The organism is Streptomyces sp. NPDC001832 (genome assembly GCF_040297265.1).
In the GTDB taxonomy this organism is placed as follows: Bacteria; Actinomycetota; Actinomycetes; order Streptomycetales; family Streptomycetaceae; genus Streptomyces.
Genome location: NZ_JBEOYU010000058.1, coordinates 17,168 through 34,229, shown reverse-complemented (window position 1 = coordinate 34,229; position 17,062 = coordinate 17,168). Strand labels below are relative to the sequence as shown.

Below are 17,062 nucleotides of genomic sequence, written 5' to 3'. Positions count from 1 at the left end.
GTAGACCTTCCGCACGCAACCGAACGTGCGCGACAGCTCGGCTGCCTGCGCATCAGTCGGATAGAAGCGGTACTTGAACGCCCGCTTCACACGGCCCGTGGTCACACTCACAAACTAGAGATACTGCGAGTCAACATCAAATCTGCGGGTCACAGCACGGCCTTTCGCCCCGGAGGCGAAACTCCGCTCCATGCCCTGCTCCGCAGGAGTCCGTTTCCTCTCCGCCCTGAAGGGCGGAGTATCCACGGAGGAATCCGATGACCGCACCGAACGAAGAGACCCAGGTACCCGACCTGCTGTACTCGCAGGCCGAGGAAGATCTGCGGGCAGCGGTGCGTTCGCTGCTCACCGACCGGTGCGACGCGCCGACGGTGCTCGCCCGAGTCGAGTCCGACACGCCGTACGACCCCCAGCTCTGGAAGGTCCTCGCCAGAGACATCGGCACCGCCGGGCTGCTGGTGCCGGAGAAGCTGGGCGGGCCGGGCGCCGGACACCGCGAGGCCGCGGTGGTGCTGGAGGAGCTGGGCCGCAGCGTGGCCCCCGCGCCGTATCTGACCAGTGCGGTCGTCGCCACTGAGACACTCCTCGCGCTGGGGAAGCAGGACGGGCCGGTCGCCGAACTCCTCGGCGACCTCGCCATCGGCCGCAAGGTCGTGGTCCTTGCCATGCCGTTCTCCGCCTCGGAGCCAAGTGCCGCGCAGCCGGCCGGCGTTGTGGCCGGCACGCTGGAGGGGGCAGTGACCGGCGTCGCCGACGCGCCCGCGGCCGATGTGCTGCTGATGCCCACGACCGACGGTCTGTACGCGGTGGAGACCGGCTCCGAAGGTGTTGCCGTCGAGCCGCTCGTGCCGCTCGATCTGACCCGCCGGCTTGCCGACGTCACCCTCACCGGAGCTGCGGGAACCCGCCTGGCCAACGGCGCGTCCGCAGTCTCTGCCGTGCGCCGAGGGCTGCTGGCGGGCGCCGGACTGCTCGCCTCCGAACAGCTCGGACTCGCCGAGTGGTGCCTGACCGAGACGGTCCGCCACACCCGCGAGCGGCACCAGTTCAACCGGCCGGTCGGCTCGTTCCAGGCCCTCAAGCACCGTATGGCACAGCTCTGGCTGGAGGTCGTGTCGGCCCGTGCCGCCGCGCGAAACGCTGCGGACGCCCTCGCGACCGGCAGTCCCGATATGCCGTTGGCGGTGGCTGTCGCACAGGCGTACTGCTCGAAGGTCGCGGTGCATGCGGCGGAGGAGTGCATTCAGCTGCACGGCGGCGTCGGCATGACGTGGGAGCACCCGGCGCACCTGTATCTCAAGCGCGCCAAGGCCGACTCGATCGCGTACGGCACGGCAGGACACCATCGCGAGGTCATTGCCGAACTCGTGGAACTGCCCGCTCCGTAACCGAACGCAGGGGACGGCCCGCGACACAGCGGGACTTGGGAGCGCAGGTGCGTGTTCACGCACCTGCGCTCCGTCGTGTGCGCCCAGCATGGGCGATTGCTTGGGGGTGGAAGTCCCCTGGGGGGAAGAGGCGGTGCTAACCCCGAGCCGGAGGCAAGGGCGTCATCGTGAGGTGGGGTCTGAAGGAAGCCCGAGGCGAGACCTGGGTACCGGGGAACGATGAACCGCCAGACGCGTGACCCGCATGTCCGGTGGCGTGAGAGGAGGGCCGGGCGACCCTCCCCGTCCGGCGAAGTACCGAGCATCCCTTTATCTGTTGTTTAATTGCGACCGACTCGCAATAACGGTTGATCTTCAATAAGGGATGTGCAGAGTATGACGGCCCGATCGATACGGGGAGCGGTCGCCGCAGCACTGACGACCGTGCTGTCGTTGACCGCGGTAGCCTGTTCACAACCGGGTGGCTCGGACGGCGGCAACTCCGGTTCGGGGGCCGGGGACTCGGCAGTGGTCGGTATCGCCTACGAGCCCGACAGCCTCAGCCCGCTCCTCGGCTACGGCAAGGACGGCAACTCCAAGATCTTCGACGGGCTGCTCGCCCTCGACGAGAACATGAAGCTGCGGCCCGCGCTCGCCACCGCCCTGCCCGAGGTCAGCGACGACGGATTGACGTACACGTACAAACTCCGCCACGGGGTGAAGTTCAGCGACGGGAAACCGTTCGGTGCCAAGGACGTCGTCTTCACCTACCGCACCATCCTGGACGAGAAGACCAACAACGCGTCCCGGACCGAGCTCGACGCGGTGAAGAGCGTCGAAGCGACCGGCGACGACACCGTCGTCTTCACGCTCAAGTACCCCTACGCGCCCTTCGCCCAGCGCACCGTCCTGCCCATCGCCCCCGAACACGTCGCGGGCAGGCAGGACGTCAACACCGGAGCCTTCACCACCCACCCCATCGGCACCGGACCCTACGTCCTCACCAAGTGGTCCAAGGGTGAGAAGCTGACCTTCAAGGCCAACCCCGACTACTGGGGCGGCGCACCGAAGGTGAAGAAGTTCACCATGGCGGTCATCAAGGACGACGACGTACGCGCCACCCGGCTGCGCTCCGGCGAGCTCGACGGCGCGATCCTGCCCCCCAACCTGGCCAAGGGTTTCGCCCACGACAAGGGCACGCGCACGTACGCCGCCACGACATACGACTACCGCACCGTGACCCTGCCCACCCACAACAAGGTCGCGGGCGACACCGCGATCCGGCGCGCCCTCGACGTCGCCGTCGACCGGCAGGCCATGGTCGACTCCATACTCGACGGCGAGGGCAGGGCCGCCTACGGTCCAGTCCCCACTGACAGCGAGTGGTTCGCCAAGGGCACCGAACGCACCCACGACCTCGACGCCGCGAAGAAGATCCTTGACGACGCCGGGTGGAAGCCAGGCAAGGACGGCATCCGCGCCAAGGACGGCGTACGTGCCGCGTTCCCGCTCTGGTACCTCACCGGCGACAAGCTCCGCCAGGACCACGCACTCGCCTACGCCTCTGACGCCAAGAAGGCCGGCATCGACATCACCACCAAGGCCGGGACCTGGGAGGTCATCGAGCCCCGGATGAAGCAGGACGCGGTCCTCGCGGGCGGCGGATCGCCCGCCGACCCCGACTTCGACCAGTACACCCTGCTGAAGTCCTCGCTCGCGGGCAACGGCTTCAACAACATGGCGTGGTACGACAACAAGGCCGTGGACCAGGCCCTCGGAGCGGGCCGCAGAAGCGGAGACGAGGCCGAGCGCAAGGCCGCCTACGACACCGTTCAGCGCGAACTGGTGAAGAACCCCGGCTACACCTTCCTCACCCACATCGACCATCTCTACGTCGTGAAGGACCGTTTCGGCGCGCTCACCACCCAGGTGGAACCGCACGACCACGGTCTGGCATCCGGCCCGTGGTGGAACGTCGAGGACTGGACGCCGAAGAAGTGAACCACCGCCTCCCCTGGGGGCCGATGGGCAGGATGGCGGGACGACGGGCGTTGCTCGCCGTCCCCGTCCTGGCCGCCGTGACGTTCGGTGTCTTCGCCGTCGCCGCCGCCTCCCCCTTCGACCCGGTCAAGGCGTACGCGGGCACCGCCGGTCTCACCGCCTCGCAGGAGAACCTCGATCAGCTGCGGGTCAACCTCGGCGTCGACCAGCCCCTCGTGACCCGCTGGTGGAACTGGCTGACCTCCGCGCTGAGCGGCGACCTCGGCTACTCCAGCCTGATGCGCCAGCCGGTCGCCGATGTCATCGGCGAACGCCTGGGCTGGTCCGTGCTGCTCGCCGCGAGCGCCTTCGTCGTCGCCGTCGTCCTGGGTACGGGCCTCGGCGTGCTGGCCGCACGCAGGCCCGGCGGCCTGCTCGACCGGTGCGCAAGCTCCGCCGCGTACACGCTCGAAGCCGCCCCGGCCTTCTGGACCGGACTGCTTGCCATCTGGTTCTTCGCCCTGAAACTCGATGTGCTCCCGGCCGGCGGCCTCACCGACGCAGCCAGCGACACGGTCACCTTCGGCCAGGTCGCCACCCATCTGGTGCTGCCGGCGGCCGTGCTCGGGATCTCCCAGTTGCCGTGGTTCTTCCTCTACGTACGCCAGGGTGTCGCCGACGCACTGGACGAGGACCCGGTGCGCGGCGCACGCGCCCGTGGACTGCGCGAGCGCACCGTGCTGCTCAGCCACGCACTGCGCTCCGGCATGCTGCCGATGCTCACCCTCGTCGGCTCCCGCGTCCCCGAACTCATCACCGGCGCCCTGCTCGTCGAGACGGTCTTCAGCTGGCCGGGAATCGCCGCCGCTACCGTGGAGGCCGCCACCTCCGTCGACTTTCCGCTGCTCGCGGCGCTCACGGTGCTCGCCACCGCGGCGGTCGTCCTCGGCAACCTTCTCTCCGATCTGCTGTACGCGATCGCCGACCCGAGGGTGGGCTTCGATGGCTGAACTCGTCCTCGGACCCGCCCGCCGCACGACCCGCCGTATCCGCGTGGTCAGTTCCGCCGGGATCGTCGCAGCGGTGCTGCTCGCGGTACTCCTCGTACCGCCGCTGGTCCAGCTCGACCAGCAGGCCGTCGACCTCGCGGCCAAACTCCAACCACCCTCCTGGGAGCACCCGTTCGGCACCGACGATGTCGGCCGGGACCTGTTGCTGCGCTGCGTCTACGGGCTCCGCGTCTCGCTGCTCGTCGGCATCGTCGCCGGGCTCACCGCCACCGTCATCGGGACCGCCGTGGGTGCGCTCGCCGCCGCATTCGGGGGCTGGACCGACCGGATCGTCATGCGGCTCGTGGACACCTTCTCGTCCGTACCGCATCTGCTGCTCGGCATCTTCATCGTCGCCATGTTCCAGCCCGGCGTCGGCCCCGTGATCGTGTCCGTCGCCCTCACCCACTGGATCTCGACCGCCCGGATCGTCCGCTCCGAAGTGCTGTCGCTGCGCTCGCGCCCGTATATCGACGCGGCGATCTCCGGCGGTGCCTCGCGCGGGCGGGTCATCGTCCGGCATCTGCTGCCCGCAGTGCTTCCGCAGGCGGGCCTCGCCGCGGTGCTCATGGTGCCGCACGCCATGTGGCACGAGTCCGCGCTCTCTTTCCTGGGGCTCGGACTCCCCACCCACCAGGCGAGCCTCGGCAACCTCGTGCAGACAGCGCGCAGTTCGCTGCTTGCCGGGGACTGGTGGCCGACGCTCTTCCCCGGCCTGTTCCTGATCGTTCCGACACTCGCTCTGGCGGGCCTCGCCGGCGCCTGGCGAGAACGGATCAACCCGCGCCGCCGATCGGAGCTGATGCTGTGAAGCCCACCCCGGACCCGCAGACTCCGGTCCTCTCCGTCCGTGGGCTCTCCGTCCGCTTCCGGATGCGCGGCGGGCGGCACATCGCGGCTGTCAGCGACGCGCGCTTCGACCTCGCGGCGGGGGAGTGCCTGGCCCTGGTCGGCGAAAGCGGCTGCGGCAAATCCGTACTCGCCTCAGCGCTGCTGGGGCTGCTGCCCGGCAATGCGCAGACCGAGGGTTCGGCGGTGCTCGGTGACGGGACCGATCTCCTCACCGCCGATGAACGCACCCTCGCCCGGACGGTACGAGGCCGCCGCATCGGACTCGTACCGCAGAGCCCCGCAGCCCACCTCACCCCGGTCCGAACGGTGCGTGCCCAACTGGAGGAGACCCTCCGTGAACTGACCGGCACCCGAAAGCCCGCGCTGCGCGCCGCGGCGGAGCAGGCCGCCGCACGCGCCGCTTTCCCGGCCGGCCACCTGGACCGGTATCCGCACGAGCTCTCCGGCGGTCTCGCCCAGCGCGCCGCGACCGCGCTCGCCCTGATCGGCGACGCCCCCCTCCTCCTGGCCGACGAGCCGACCACCGGACTCGACCGCGACCTGGTCGAGCGAACCGTCGACGAACTGCGCCGCCACACCGACGGGGGCAGGGCGCTGCTGATCATCACCCATGATCTGTCGGCGGCCGAGCGGATCGCCGACCGGGTCGCCGTGATGTACGCGGGCCGCATCGTCGAACTCGCCGACACCGACCGGTTCTTCGGAGAGCCGGGACCACGCCATCCGTACGCGCGCGGTCTCCTCGACGCCCTGCCGGAGCGCGCCTTCGCCCCCATCCCAGGAATGCCGCCGGAGCTCGGAGCCCTCCCCGACGGGTGCGCGTTCGCGGCCCGCTGCAGCCGCGCCGACGACCGGTGCTCCGTACCACCCCCGTTCGACGGCCGTCTCGCCTGCCACCACGGTGTGCGGGCAGGCGCGGAGGAGTCCGCCCATGCTTGAACTCACCCGTATCACCGCCGGATACGACCCCCGCGACCCCGTCGTCCGCGACGCGTCCCTGACGATCGCGCCGGGGGAGTCCGTCGGACTGCTCGGCCCGAGCGGTTGTGGCAAATCCACCCTGGCCAAGGTCGCCGCCCTGCTGCATCGCCCGGACGCGGGCACGGTCGTACTCGACGGCCGGCCGGTACGAGGCTGGCGGCATCGCGCCCCGCGGGCGCAGCGCACCGCGGTCGGCGTCGTCTTCCAACAGCCCCGGCTCTCGGCCGACCCACGGCTCAGGCTGCGCGAACTCATGGCCCAGCCGCTGCGGGCGACCGGCCGGCGCGCAGAGGTGACGGACCGGCTGGCCGAGCTCGCACCGGCCGTCGGTCTCACGGCCGAATTGCTGAACCGGCGTCCCCACGAGGTGAGCGACGGCCAGTTGCAGCGCGCCTGTCTGGCCAGGGCGCTGGTCCTGCGGCCGCGCTGGCTGATCTGTGACGAGATGACCGCGATGCTCGACGCGTCGACGACCGCCGCGCTGGTGGCGGTGGTCGAGGCCTACCGACGCGAGTCCGGGGCCGGGCTGTTGGCCGTCGGCCACGACCGGGTGCTGCTGGAACGCTGGTGCGACCGTACAGTCGGCTGGCAGACAATCTCCGGGCGTGTCGCAGCGCAGGAGCCCATGAGACCGATCGGATGAGCCCATGCCCTTCGCGCATTCGACCATGGGGATGTTGGGGCAAACCTCGCATTGGCGGACCACCGCTGGACGATGTCGGCCCGGCAAGGGTAACGGAAGTCGACGAGCGAAAGGCGGCTCGATCAACTCTTGTGACATGCCTGCCCGTTGCAGCGAAAGCGGTCGCATAATCGGTCGCGTCCGACCGTCCGATCCGCCCCTCGCTCCCGGGAGAATCCATGGCGTTTCCGACCCGCCGAAGCATCGTCACCACCGCGCTCGCCACCGTCGCCGCAGGCACAGTGCTGCCCCTGCAGACAGCCGTCGCATCCGAGGCGTCCGCCGCGCCCTCGGCCGCCGGACGCCACCGTCCGCGCCCGCTGCGCCGGGCCCACGCGCACAACGACTACCTGCACACGCACCCCCTCCACGACGCACTCGCCCACGGGTTCACCAGTGTCGAGGCAGACATTTTCCTGGTGGACGGGGAGCTGCTGGTCGCCCACGAGGCCACCGACCTCGACCCCACCCGAACCCTCGCCTCGCTCTATCTCGACCCGCTGCTGGCCAGGGTCCGGGCCAACCACGGCACCGTCCACCCCGGCTACCGCGAACCCGTCCAGCTGCTGATCGACATCAAGACCGACGGGGCGGCCGCCTACCTCGAACTCGACCGGCAGCTGCGGCGATACCGGCAGATGCTGACGGCGTACCACCATGGCAGGGTGCGGCCCGGCGCGATCACACCCGTCATCTCCGGCGACCGTGCCGCCCGTGTTCCGATGGAAGCGCAGCGCACGCGGTACGCCTTCTACGACGGCCGGCCGGACGACCTCGGGACCGCGGCCGCCGCTTCGTTCATCCCGCTCATCAGCAGCAGCTGGAGCGGGAACTTCAGCTGGTTGGGCGCGGGCCCCTTTCCCGCGGCCGAGCGGGACAGACTGCGTTCGCTCGTCGCCATGGCCCACCGAAGCGGCCAACGCGTACGTTTCTGGGCCACGCCCGACGTCGCGGGACCGGAGCGGGATGCCGTCTGGACCGAGCTGCTGGCTGCCGGGGTCGACCACCTCAACACCGACGACCTGGCAGGGCTCGAACACTTCCTGCGTACACGCGACAGGGACGCCAGGACCGAGGCCGCTCGCCTCGGCCGCTGACCGGACGCTTCCGCACTGTCCGGAGCGTGACAGCCAGTCAACACCCATATGGCGGACATGCCAGTCTGCCGGATGGCCTCTCCGCTACGCCACACTGGCCGCCGAATGCCGCATTCCGGCGCGGCGGAGGAGGTTGGCCATGGCCATTTCGATCTCACTGGTGGTGCTTCTGCTGCTCCTTGCGGTGATCTACCTCCGCAACGGGGGGCTGAAGATCTCGCACGCACTGGTCTGCGGCATGCTCGGGTTCTTCCTCGCGGGCACGAGCATGGCGCCGACCATTCAGAACGGCCTGACGGCCACGGCCGACGTCGTCAGCAGCCTGAAGCCCTGACTTCGGCGGGCCCTGAACTGCGGCCCCGAACGCCACTCAGCTCGCCTTCGCCCACGCGTAACGGTGTTCGGGCCGGCCGGTGTCGCCGTACTTGAGGCTGAGGCTGATGCGGCCCGCGCCCTCCAGGTACTTGAGGTATCGCTGGGCGGTGGAGCGGCTCAGGCCGGCCCGGGCGGCGACCTCATGGGCGGACAGTGGCTTGTCGGCGGCCGACAGGACATGGCGGATGACGTCGGCCGTGGGTGCGGAGTGGCCCTTGGGCAGGGCCGCCGCGGGGCCGGAATCGGTGGTGCGAAGGGCGCCGAAGATCTGGTCGACCTGCTCCTGTCCCGCCTCGCCGTGGCCGTTTCCCACGCCTTCGAGGGTGCGGCGCAGGGCCGCGTAACTCTCCAGTTTGGACCGCAGACCGGCGAAGCTGAACGGCTTGACCAGGTACTGCAGGGCGCCGTACCGCATGGCGGTCTGGACGGTCGACACGTCACGGGCCGCGGTCACCATGATCACATCGGCCGGGTGACCCAGCTGGCGCAGCCGCCGTACCAGTGTCAGCCCCGTCTCATCCGGAAGATAGTGATCGAGAAGAACGAGGTCGACGTGGTCACGCTCCAGGAAGGCGAGCGCCTGCGCGGCGGTGTGCGCGCGTGAGATGACACGGAAGCCGGGGACCTTGGCCACATATGCGGCATTGATCTCGGCAACGCGGAAGTCGTCGTCCACCACCAGGACATCGATCATCGCAACTCTCCCACTTCGGACAGCGGCCGGACGCTGAGTGCCTCTGGCAGGACGACGGTGAAGACCGCGCCACCGCCGGCCCGGGCCGTGACGCGAGCCGCGCCACCGTAGCGCTCGGCCAGCCGGCGCACCAGCGCCAGACCCAGACCGCGTCCGCGGTGCGCGGAGGACTCCTTGGTGGACCAGCCCTCGGTGAAGATCTGCTCCCGTATGACGGGCGGTACCCCGGGACCGTTGTCGCTGACCCGCAGGACCGCGGTGGTGCCCTCGGCGAGCAGCTCGACCTCGATGAGCGAGGCGACGTCCAGCGCGTTGTCGATGAGGTTGCCGAGGACGGTCACCAGATCGCGCGGGTCCACCACCACATCCGGGAGCCTGGTGGCCGGCGAGATGCGCAAGGACGCGCCCCGCTCCGCCGCAATGGCCGTTTTGCCCACCAACAGCGCCGACAGCAGAGGATCGTTGACGCGTTCCGCGACCTGCTCCGCCGACGCCCGGTGACCGTTGGCCACTTCCGCGACGAACTCCACCGCGGCATCGTGCCTCCCGAGTTCCAGCAGCCCGAGCAGGGTGTGCAGCCGGTTGGCGTGCTCGTGGTCCTGGGCGCGCAGCGCATCCAGCAGGCCGTGCGTGGAGTCCAGTTCACGGCCGAGCAGCTCCAGCTCGGTACGGTCGCGCAGGGTGACGACGGCTCCGCCGTCACCGGTGGGCATACGGTTGGCGATCAGCACGCGCCCATTGCAGACGGTGATCAGATTGTCGCCGTCGACCCGTCCCGCCAGCACCTCCGTCGTACGGCCAGGCGGCAGCACCTCGCCCAGTGCCCGCCCGACGGCGTCCTGGTCCAGCTCCAGCAGACGCTGCGCCTCGTCGTTGAGCAACCGGATCCGTCCCTGGGCGTCGAGGGCGAGAACGGCCTCGCGAATGCTGTGCAGCATGGCCTCGCGCTCGTCCAGTAACGCGGAGATGTCGGCGAAGGCGAGTCCATGGGTGCTGCGCTGCAGCCGCCGCGAGACGGCCAGGGCGGCCAGCACCCCCGCGGCGAGCGCCGCTCCGGAGTAGAGCAGCAGGCCGGGAATGGCGCCGAGCAGCCGCTCATGGACGCTGTCGTAGGCGATGCCCACCGACAAGGCGCCCACGATGGTCCCGTCCCTGTCGCGCAGAGGAACCTTCGCGCGTGCCGAGCGGCCCAGCGTTCCGTTGTCGATCTGCATGACCTCCCTGCCGCCCAGAGCTGTGCTGGGATCGGTCGAGACGTGTCGGCTGATCTGCCCGGTGTCGGTATGCGACCAGCGCACCCCGCGGGTGTCCATGACCACGATGTAGAGCGCTCCGGTCGCCCGTCGGATGCGCTCCGCCTCGGCCTGTACCGGTCCGGTGGGGCTGGGGCCGGTACTGGTCAGGTTGTGCACCAGAACGGGATCGGCGGCGGCGGTTTGAGCGATGGACAGCGCCTGGTGCATCGCCTGTTCGTCGAGCTGGTGGCTGAGGGGGGCGAGAAAGAGACCTGTCACGAGCATGATCGCACCGGTGGTGATGGCCACCTGGGTGAGGAGCACCTGGGCGAAGACACGTCGAGGCCAGTGGATCCGCATGTGCTCGCTCTCTGCCTTCCGCCGGCCAGGAACCTGATGCTCCGTTTCGTCCTTGTGTGAACGCAACGTAAAGGTCGACGTCGCCGATGACCAGTCCTCGTGGCGCATTCGTCGCCGCAGCGTGAGCAGAATGAGCAGAACCGCGGGTTATGGGCAGAAGCAGGAGTTGTGAGCGCAAGGGTGCCCAAGTCCCCGGGCCGCACTTAGCGTCCCGCTCCATGAACAGCGAAACGAGCCCCGCCATCGAGCTGCGGGGGGCGAGCAAAGGGTTCCGGACTCCGTCGGGGGCGCTCCACATCGCCGTACGGGATCTGGACCTCACGATCGGGCGCGGTGAGTTCGTCGCCGTGGTGGGCCCCACGGGATGCGGCAAGTCGACCACTCTGACCTTGGTCAGCGGTCTGGAGGAGCCCACTGAGGGGGAAGTGCTGGTGGGCGGCGAGCCGGTGCGCGGCATCGGCGGCAAGGTCGGCTTCGTCTTCCAGCAGGACGCGGTCTTTCCCTGGCGGACCGTGCTGTCCAACGTGATGGCAGGTCCCCGCTTTCGCGGCGTGCCGAAGCCGGAGGCGAAGGAGAGGGCCAGGGAGTGGCTCGCCCGGGTCGGACTGTCCGCCTTCGAGGACCGCTACCCCCACCAGCTGTCCGGCGGCCAGCGCAAGCGGGTCGCACTCGCGGCCACCTTTGTCAACGACCCCGAGATCCTGCTCATGGATGAACCCTTCTCCGCGCTCGATGTGCAGACCAGGGCTCTGATGTCGGACGAACTGCTGGAGCTGTGGGCCGGCACCGGCGCCTCCGTCGTCTTCGTCACCCATGACCTGGAGGAGTCCATCGCGCTGGCCGACAAGGTCGTGGTCATGACCGCGGGGCCGGCCACGGTCAAGGAGGTCTTCGAGGTCGATCTCCCCCGCCCCCGCAAGGTCGAGCAGGTGCGCCTGGAGCCCCGGTTCATCGAGATCTACCGGGAGATCTGGTCCTCGCTCGGCGAAGAGGTCCGCATCACCCGCGAGAGGGGTGCCCTCGATGTCGCCTGAAACCATCACCGCGAACGCCGCCGTCACCAAGACCGCGCGGACCCGGGCCAGAACGCGGGCCGCCCGCAACCGGAAGTACCTGGTGCTCGGGAGCCGGATCGCGGTTCTCTTCGCGGTCATCGGGCTGTGGGAGTGGCTGGCCCGTACGTCGGTCATCGACCCGTTCAACTTCTCCATGCCGTCGAAGATCTGGGACCAGATCCGCACCTGGGTCGTCGACGGCACCGCACAGGGCTCCCTGTGGGAACAGATCTGGTACACGCTCTACGAAGCGCTGCTCGGCTGGGTCATAGGTGTGATCGCCGGTGTGCTGCTCGGAATCGCGCTGGGCCGAGTCCGCTTCGCCGCCGATGTCCTCGGCCCGTACATCAAGGTGCTCAACGCCCTGCCGCGCATCGTGCTCGCCCCGATCTTCCTCATCTGGTTCGGCCTCGGCCCGGCCTCGAAGGTCGCCTCCGCGGTCGTCCTCGTGTTCTTCCCCGTCTTCTTCAACGCCTTCCAGGGGGCAAGGGAGGTCGACCGCGATCTCGTCGCCAACTCCCGCATCCTGGGCGCCAGCAACCGCCAGGTCACCCTTCAGGTGGTCATCCCCTCGGCCACGTCCTGGATCTTCACCAGCCTGCACGTGAGCTTCGGCTTTGCCCTCATCGGCGCCATCGTCGGTGAGTACATCGGTGCCACCAAGGGACTCGGGCTGCTGGTCGCCGCCTCCCAGGGCACGTTCAACGCCGCCGGTGTCTACGCCGCGATGGTCATCCTCGCGATCGTCGCGCTGCTGGCCGAAGGCCTGCTGACCTTCCTAGAAAAGCGGCTCTTCCGCTGGAAGCCGGCCGAGGCCGACACCGCCCGCTGACGCCCACCGGCATCCGCACATCCGACCGTTTCTTCACAAGGACGTGAATCAGATGCGTACATCCACCCGGATCTCGGCCGTCGCCTTCGCCGGTGCACTCGCCCTGACCAGCCTGACCGCCTGTGGCGACGGCTCCACCTCCGCCTCCGGTGGCAAGAACGACAAGGTCAAGATCATGGTCGGGGGCCTGGACAAGGTGATCTACCTGCCCGCGATGCTGACCGAGCGGCTCGGTTACTTCAAGGAGGAGGGAGTGTCGGTCCAGCTCCTGACCGAGCCCGCGGGTGTCCAGGCCGAGACGGCACTGGTCTCCGGCGACGTCCAGGGCACGGTGGGTTTCTACGACCACACCCTCGACCTTCAGGTGAAGGGCAAGCAGGTCGAGTCGGTCGTCCAGTTCTCCCAGGCCCCCGGCGAGGTCGAGATCGTCTCCAACGAGGCGGCGGGGGACGTCAGGTCGGCGAAGGACTTCAAGGGCAAGAAGCTCGGTGTGACGGGCATCGGCTCCTCGACCGACTTCCTCACGAAGTACCTCGCCGTGAGCAACGATGTGAAGACCAGCGAATTCACGCCGGTGGCGGTCGGAGCGGGGCAGACGTTCATCTCCGCCCTTCAGCAGGGTTCCATCCAGGGCGGTATGACCACCGATCCGACGGTTGCCACCATTCTGGACAAGAAGCTCGGCAAGATCCTCATCGACATGCGGACCCCCGAGGGCTCCAAGCAGGCACTCGGCGGGCTCTACCCGTCCTCCAGCCTCTATATGCAGACCGAGTGGGTCAACAGCCACAAGGACACCGTCCAGAAGCTGGCCAACGCCTTCGTCAAGACCTTGAAGTGGATGTCCACGCACAGCGCCGACGAGATCGCCGCGAAGATGCCCGCCGACTACGCCCAGGGCGGTGGCACCGCGCTGTACGCACAGGCGATCGAGAGCACGCTGCCCATGTTCACCACAGACGGCGTCATGCCTGCGGACGGCCCCGCCACCGTCGAGCGGGTCCTGAAGGCATTCAACCCGAACCTGAAGAACGCGAAGGTGGACCTCGCCAAGACGTACACCACGGAGTTCGTCAAGAAGGCTAGTTGACTGAGGGCGCCGACGACTCCTGCGTACACCGGACCGCGGAGCCCCGGGCTCTGAACGACTCGTCACGTTCAAGCGAGTTGTTCGGCCGGAGCTCCGCCGTGCGCGTTCATCCGTCTACTGCTTCCAGTTCGGCGGCTGGGCGGGGTCGAGTGTCCGCCAGTGGGCGAGGACGTTGGGGTCCTGCGCATCGAGCCAGTCGGCCAGTTCGCGGAAGGACACACAGCGCACCTCCTTGCGAGGGCAGACCTCCCGCATGGTTTCCTCAGCGGCATCCATGTAGATCCCGCCGTTCCAGTCCTCGAAGTGATTTCCGATGAACAGTGGTGCCCGGCTGCCGTTGAACACCCGCTCGAATCCGGCGACGTAGGCGTCCCGTGCCTCCTTGCGCCACTTCTGGTACTGAGCGGGGTCTCCCTCGGTGTTGCCTTCCGACTGGTTGTAAAGGAAGTTGAAGTCCATGGACAGCACCTGGAAGTCCTTGCCGGGGAACGGCAGCATCTGCAGCGGGAAGTCCCAGATGCCGTTCTTCTTGGACGGCCAGATCTGGAAGTCTCCCGGGGAACTCGCGTCGTATCGCCAGCCGAAGGGCTTGGTCGCCGGCAGAAGCGTCTTCTGGCCTTCGAGACAGGGGGCCCGTCCGCCGACGACCTCGCGGGTGGGATCGAAGGGAAGCGGATCGAGGTCCTTGAAGCCTGTGTTCGTCTTCCAGTTCTGTACGAAGGAGTAGAACTGGTTGATCTCGCCGATCCACTCGTCCGTACTCCAGTCCCCACCGCCCTTCTTGTCGCAGAAGTGGCCGTTGAAGTGTGACCCGATCTCGTTGCCCTCTCGCCAGGCGTCGCCGAGCTGTTCCAGCGTCATGCGGATGTGTTCGCGCGTCGGGTACGAGATCGCGGCCGCTCCGCGCTTGTGCTGGGGCGGCTCGTAGAGGTTCCTCTTCTCCTTCGGGAGCAGGTAGATACCGGTGAGGAAGAACGTCATGTGCGCATTGCTCTCCTTCGCCGCACGGCGGAAGCGGGAGAACGTGTGATTGTCGCCCTCGAGCGCACCGTCCCACGAGAACACCACGAACTGGGGCGGCTTCTCACCCGGCTTGAGCCGCTCGGCCTTCGGCTGGCCGGGCTGCGGCCTGGTGTAGGACGTGGAACCGTCTCCCAGAATCTTGACCTTTCCGTCCCACTCCTCCTCTTCCGTCTTCTTTCTGTCACCCCCGCGATGCTCCCGGGCGGTGGGCGTAGGTGCGGCGACGGTGCTCGTGCCCTGCTGAGGAGCCCAGTCGTCCGAGGAATCGTCGGACGCCAGCGGGATGAGTATCGCGGAACCCGACGCGACGACACATGCCGCGAGCCCCAGGGCGATACGGGGTGTCAAGCGGGCCCGTATTCGGCGAACGGAAGCTTTTGCTTTGGTATCTGTCACTTTGTCACGGCTTCCGTGTATGTCTTCCAGATTTGGGACGAGAGCTTCTTGCTGGTCGCCGAGTCGCCGCCGAGCCCCTTCAGCGGCAGTGGTGCCAGGCTTTTCGTCAGGTCCATGCGGTACACGACAACGGACGTGGACGCGTCCCGGTTGTAGCCGGTGTACCAGCGCGCGGTGTCGTCCTCGGTGGTTCCGGCCTTGGTGGCGACCGAGGCGCCGCCCACCCATTCGGGCCGTGTGAGCGATGCGGTGACCTCGTCGGCGACGGCGGACCGCACGGCCCGCTTCGTCTGCGGCAGATTCAGCCGGACCGGCTCGCCGTTGCGCGTGATTTTTCGTACCGAGTACGGATCGGTGTGCATGCCGTGGGCCGCGAACATGCCGTACGCGTCGGCCATGCGGATGGCGCTCGGTGTGGAGTTGCCCATCGAGAACGCGGGAACGGGTGGACCGAAGCTGGACGGGAGCAGCCCGGACGCCTCGGCCGTACTGCGGACCTGCTTCAGTCCCGTATCCATACCGAGTTGGAGAAACGGGGAGTTCACGGCCTTCGCCATGGCGTCGTGCAGGCTGATGCGGCCGTAGGAGCGGTTGCCGTCGTTCTGGCCCTTGACCATCTTGCCGTTGCGGTCCCAGTAGGGGCCTTCGAATGTCATGATCGGAATGTCGTCGTCACCCTCGTACACGGTCGAGGGCGTGACGGTGGTCCGGGGGCCGTTGCGCTTGCGTGAGATGCCGTGCTCCAGGCCGGCGGCGTAGACAAACGGTGTGAACGCCGAACCGGCGGGGACGGTGCCCGCGTTGGATTCGTTGAAGGCCTGCCGCTCGAAGTCCGGTCCGCCGTACACGGCGAGGATCCGGCCGTCCGGGGCAACGGACGCGGCACCGAACCGGACATGGCGGTCGGCCTTGCGCTGCTCGGGATCGAGCGTGTCGCGCGCATCCTTCACGGCCCGGGTGAGGGCGGTCATCCGCGGCTTCTCGAACGTCGTGTAGATCTGGTAGCCGCCGAGGTCGAAGCGTGCGTCGGAGATGTGTCCGGCACGTTTGGCGTACGTCTCGGCGAGCTGGACGAGGTAGCCGTCCTGCCCGCCCGTGTTGTTCGGCCTGTGAGGGGGGTTCGGCTCGGGAAAGGTGGTGTACCGGGCGCGCTCGGCTGGGCTCAGTTTGCCGATCGACACCATGCGGTCCAGCGTCCACTCCCACCGTTCGACGGCGCGCTCACGGTTGCGGACGTTGATGGCAGGATCGTAGAGCGAGGCCCCCTTGAGCAGGGACGCGAGGAACGCGCCCTCGCTGGCGTTGAGTTGGGTGACCTCCTTGCCGTAGTAGGCCTGGGCCGCGCGCTGGAGGCCGTATGTGCCACGGCCGAACCAACTGGTGTTCAGATACTCCTCAAGGATCTTGTCCTTGCTCACATGACGGTCGAGTTTGACCGCGAGCAGCATCTCGGTGAACTTGCGTGAGAAGGACTGTTCCTGCGAGAGGTAGACGTTCTTGACATACTGCTGGGTGATGGTCGATCCGCCCTGGATGTCTCCGTCGCCGACCGTGCGCCACAGCGCGCGTGTGATCCCCTGCGCCGATATGCCGTGGTCCGAGTAGAAGTCGGCGTTCTCGGCCGCCAGTACGGCCCATCGGACATCGTCGGGAATCTTCGACAGGGGCATTTCCTGGCGGCTGACCCAGCCTGTACGGGCCATGGGAGTGCCGTCCGCCCAGTAGTAGACGGTGTCCTGCTGCGTGGCGAATGCGTTGAGGTCCTTGGGGATGTCCGTACGCGCGTAGGCGATCCCCACCACTGTCGCGAGCGTTGCGGTGAACATCAGAAGCGAGCCCAGCGCAAGCCGCCACGAGGGCACCCACCTTCGCCACCCGCGCCGACCCGTTCGCGGGTAGTCCGGCCTGCCTGGCAGGCGCGGCCGCTTTGCTTTTGTGTGGCTTCCCGTTCCGAGTCCCAACGCGCCCCGAGCGGCATGCATCGCTCTGCTGAA

15 protein-coding genes and 1 pseudogene are annotated in these 17,062 nt (G+C 68.2%); 11 read left to right on the top strand and 5 right to left on the bottom strand.

The window, feature by feature from the left end:
- Positions 1-111, bottom strand: a 111-nt coding sequence (locus ABT115_RS28585; RefSeq protein WP_351795676.1) for a helix-turn-helix domain-containing protein, incomplete at its 3' end; no start/stop codon positions are given.
- Positions 112-257: 146 nt separating this feature from the next.
- On the opposite strand from ABT115_RS28585, the gene ABT115_RS28580 reads away from it, so the two are divergent.
- The 8 genes from ABT115_RS28580 to ABT115_RS28545 all read left to right on the top strand — a co-directional run bounded on the left by ABT115_RS28580 (position 258) and on the right by ABT115_RS28545 (position 8,342).
- Entirely contained in the window at positions 258-1,388 is a 1,131-nt protein-coding gene (locus tag ABT115_RS28580) for an acyl-CoA dehydrogenase family protein (protein WP_351795656.1), read from the top strand.
- A 375-nt stretch (positions 1,389-1,763) separates the two neighbouring features.
- Positions 1,764-3,368: an ABC transporter substrate-binding protein gene (locus ABT115_RS28575; protein ID WP_351795654.1), complete on the top strand. Its 1,605-nt coding sequence runs from the start codon at positions 1,764-1,766 to the stop codon at positions 3,366-3,368.
- Positions 3,369-3,391: 23 nt separating this feature from the next.
- The gene (locus tag ABT115_RS28570) at positions 3,392-4,357 is read left to right on the top strand and encodes an ABC transporter permease (protein ID WP_351795673.1); all 966 of its coding nucleotides are present in this window, start codon (positions 3,392-3,394) and stop codon (positions 4,355-4,357) included.
- Positions 4,350-5,207: an ABC transporter permease gene (locus ABT115_RS28565; protein WP_351795653.1), complete on the top strand. Its 858-nt coding sequence runs from the start codon at positions 4,350-4,352 to the stop codon at positions 5,205-5,207. The genes ABT115_RS28570 and ABT115_RS28565 overlap by 8 nt, the downstream gene beginning before the upstream one ends.
- 62 nt (positions 5,208-5,269) lie before the next feature.
- Positions 5,270-6,187 carry an ABC transporter ATP-binding protein gene (locus ABT115_RS28560; RefSeq protein WP_351795670.1) on the top strand — a complete coding sequence of 306 codons (918 nt, stop codon included), beginning with the start codon at positions 5,270-5,272 and terminating at the stop codon, positions 6,185-6,187.
- Positions 6,180-6,872 carry an ABC transporter ATP-binding protein gene (locus ABT115_RS28555; protein ID WP_351795650.1) on the top strand — a complete coding sequence of 231 codons (693 nt, stop codon included), beginning with the start codon at positions 6,180-6,182 and terminating at the stop codon, positions 6,870-6,872. Before ABT115_RS28560 ends, ABT115_RS28555 begins: the two co-directional genes overlap by 8 nt.
- Before the next feature lie 218 nt (positions 6,873-7,090).
- Entirely contained in the window at positions 7,091-8,008 is a 918-nt protein-coding gene (locus ABT115_RS28550) for a phosphatidylinositol-specific phospholipase C/glycerophosphodiester phosphodiesterase family protein (protein WP_351795648.1), read from the top strand.
- A 139-nt stretch (positions 8,009-8,147) separates the two neighbouring features.
- The gene (locus ABT115_RS28545; protein ID WP_351795646.1) at positions 8,148-8,342 is read left to right on the top strand and encodes a hypothetical protein; all 195 of its coding nucleotides are present in this window, start codon (positions 8,148-8,150) and stop codon (positions 8,340-8,342) included.
- Positions 8,343-8,378: 36 nt separating this feature from the next.
- On the opposite strand, the gene ABT115_RS28540 is transcribed toward ABT115_RS28545, so the two are convergent.
- Both ABT115_RS28540 and ABT115_RS28535 read right to left on the bottom strand, forming a co-directional pair.
- Positions 8,379-9,077, bottom strand: a complete 699-nt coding sequence (locus ABT115_RS28540) for a response regulator (protein WP_351795644.1) — start codon at positions 9,075-9,077, stop codon at positions 8,379-8,381.
- Complete coding sequence (locus ABT115_RS28535) at positions 9,074-10,672, bottom strand: ATP-binding protein (RefSeq protein ID WP_351795641.1); 1,599 nt, start codon at positions 10,670-10,672, stop codon at positions 9,074-9,076. Before ABT115_RS28535 ends, ABT115_RS28540 begins: the two co-directional genes overlap by 4 nt.
- Before the next feature lie 218 nt (positions 10,673-10,890).
- Here ABT115_RS28535 and ABT115_RS28530 point away from each other — a divergent pair, with 218 nt between their 5' ends.
- The 3 genes from ABT115_RS28530 to ABT115_RS28520 are packed head-to-tail and all read left to right on the top strand — an operon-like array spanning position 10,891 to position 13,649.
- On the top strand, positions 10,891-11,706 hold the full coding sequence (locus ABT115_RS28530) for an ABC transporter ATP-binding protein (RefSeq protein WP_351795638.1): 816 nt from the start codon (positions 10,891-10,893) through the stop codon (positions 11,704-11,706).
- Positions 11,696-12,559 (top strand): ABC transporter permease, encoded by an 864-nt coding sequence (locus ABT115_RS28525; RefSeq protein WP_351795635.1) that lies wholly within the window; start codon positions 11,696-11,698, stop codon positions 12,557-12,559. Before ABT115_RS28530 ends, ABT115_RS28525 begins: the two co-directional genes overlap by 11 nt.
- A 52-nt stretch (positions 12,560-12,611) precedes the next feature.
- Positions 12,612-13,649 carry an ABC transporter substrate-binding protein gene (locus ABT115_RS28520; RefSeq protein WP_351795632.1) on the top strand — a complete coding sequence of 346 codons (1,038 nt, stop codon included), beginning with the start codon at positions 12,612-12,614 and terminating at the stop codon, positions 13,647-13,649.
- 114 nt (positions 13,650-13,763) lie between these two features.
- Here ABT115_RS28520 and ABT115_RS28515 read toward each other — a convergent pair whose 3' ends face one another.
- Positions 13,764-15,020 carry a polysaccharide deacetylase family protein gene (locus ABT115_RS28515; RefSeq protein WP_351795630.1) on the bottom strand — a complete coding sequence of 419 codons (1,257 nt, stop codon included), beginning with the start codon at positions 15,018-15,020 and terminating at the stop codon, positions 13,764-13,766.
- Positions 15,021-15,064: 44 nt separating this feature from the next.
- Positions 15,065-16,975, bottom strand: a pseudogene (locus ABT115_RS28510) (transglycosylase domain-containing protein); the annotation flags it as partial.
- Between the last annotated feature and the right edge of the window lie 87 nt (positions 16,976-17,062).

What these genes read in the sequence shown, in the direction of transcription:
- ABT115_RS28580 (WP_351795656.1), top strand. Translation starts at nt 258, where the DNA reads ATGACCGCACCGAACGAAGAGACCCAGGTACCCGACCTGCTGTACTCG.
- ABT115_RS28575 (WP_351795654.1), top strand. Translation starts at nt 1,764, where the DNA reads ATGACGGCCCGATCGATACGGGGAGCGGTCGCCGCAGCACTGACGACC.
- ABT115_RS28570 (WP_351795673.1), top strand. Translation starts at nt 3,392, where the DNA reads ATGGGCAGGATGGCGGGACGACGGGCGTTGCTCGCCGTCCCCGTCCTG.
- ABT115_RS28565 (WP_351795653.1), top strand. Translation starts at nt 4,350, where the DNA reads ATGGCTGAACTCGTCCTCGGACCCGCCCGCCGCACGACCCGCCGTATC.
- ABT115_RS28560 (WP_351795670.1), top strand. Translation starts at nt 5,270, where the DNA reads ATGCGCGGCGGGCGGCACATCGCGGCTGTCAGCGACGCGCGCTTCGAC.
- ABT115_RS28555 (WP_351795650.1), top strand. Translation starts at nt 6,180, where the DNA reads ATGCTTGAACTCACCCGTATCACCGCCGGATACGACCCCCGCGACCCC.
- ABT115_RS28550 (WP_351795648.1), top strand. Translation starts at nt 7,091, where the DNA reads ATGGCGTTTCCGACCCGCCGAAGCATCGTCACCACCGCGCTCGCCACC.
- ABT115_RS28545 (WP_351795646.1), top strand. Translation starts at nt 8,148, where the DNA reads ATGGCCATTTCGATCTCACTGGTGGTGCTTCTGCTGCTCCTTGCGGTG.
- ABT115_RS28540 (WP_351795644.1), bottom strand. Translation starts at nt 9,077, where the DNA reads ATGATCGATGTCCTGGTGGTGGACGACGACTTCCGCGTTGCCGAGATC.
- ABT115_RS28535 (WP_351795641.1), bottom strand. Translation starts at nt 10,672, where the DNA reads ATGCGGATCCACTGGCCTCGACGTGTCTTCGCCCAGGTGCTCCTCACC.
- ABT115_RS28530 (WP_351795638.1), top strand. Translation starts at nt 10,891, where the DNA reads ATGAACAGCGAAACGAGCCCCGCCATCGAGCTGCGGGGGGCGAGCAAA.
- ABT115_RS28525 (WP_351795635.1), top strand. Translation starts at nt 11,696, where the DNA reads ATGTCGCCTGAAACCATCACCGCGAACGCCGCCGTCACCAAGACCGCG.
- ABT115_RS28520 (WP_351795632.1), top strand. Translation starts at nt 12,612, where the DNA reads ATGCGTACATCCACCCGGATCTCGGCCGTCGCCTTCGCCGGTGCACTC.